General features: G+C 60.9%; 1 pseudogene. It reads right to left on the bottom strand.

The annotated features are described in order from the left end of the window. Positions 1-865, bottom strand: a pseudogene (locus ACF8O8_RS12785) (type IV secretion protein Rhs); the annotation flags it as partial.

Here is an 865-nt window from a genome sequence, read left to right as displayed (position 1 = left end):
CCGCCGACGCGGCTCTGGATAGTCCCTCTGATAAACCTCCTTGCTGATCCGCCTCCCCAGCGGGTCATAGGCAAACACCACCCGCTCACGCTCGCCGCTGCGGTACTGCTCCACGCAAACCAGCCGCTGTTCGGCGTCATATTCGAAATACTGCACCCAGTTGCTGCCGATCCGCTTCTCGCACAACCGTCCAAAGCGGTCGTAGCGATAGCGCTTGTCCTGATAAACCAACACCCGGTTGTGCTTGATCAGGCCGTTTAGCTTGGGGCCGTCGAACAGGTTACCGGCCTTGTCGTACTTGAAATCCTCGACCTGCGTGGCCTGCCAGTTGGGGCGTGACTGCTGAACGGTTTGCAGCTGCTCGTTGAGGTCGTAGCCGTAGCGGTTGTGTCCCGCATAAGTCTTGCCCGTGTGGGGTAGGTCATGAAAGCGGCCGATGATCTGTTCGAGATGCGCGTTTTCGTCATTGGCGGCGTTTGTCATCCCACGGCGCTGTGTCTGGGTCAGTACCTCGGCAATCAGGTTGTCGCTGGCATCGTAGCGATAGGCCTTGTCCAGCAGCGGCAGCACTTCAACCGGGGCGTCGCGGTAGTGAATAGCCTTGCCGGCCAGGCGACCGCTGGTGTCGTAGCGTGTGCGGGTGACCAGTTTGCCCTGGGTCCGCAGGACCTCGTCGTGCACCGCATCGCGCTCGAAATCGCTGATCACCCGGCCGTTCAGGTTGATCTGGTGCAGGTGCCCGCTGCCGTAGTACAGGTGGTTGAGTTCGCGTTGGTCGGGCAGGACTAGCGTCTGCAGGTTGCCCAGTTCGTCGTAGCGGTACTGCAGCAAGCCAGCGCTGTTGGTTTCGCTGAGCAGTTGCCCG

The organism is Pseudomonas sp. TYF_14 (genome assembly GCF_043105275.1).
Lineage (GTDB): Bacteria > Pseudomonadota > Gammaproteobacteria > Pseudomonadales > Pseudomonadaceae > Aquipseudomonas > Aquipseudomonas alloputida.
The sequence above is the reverse complement of the archived record's forward strand: the minus strand, read 5'-3'. Positions and strand labels throughout refer to the sequence as shown.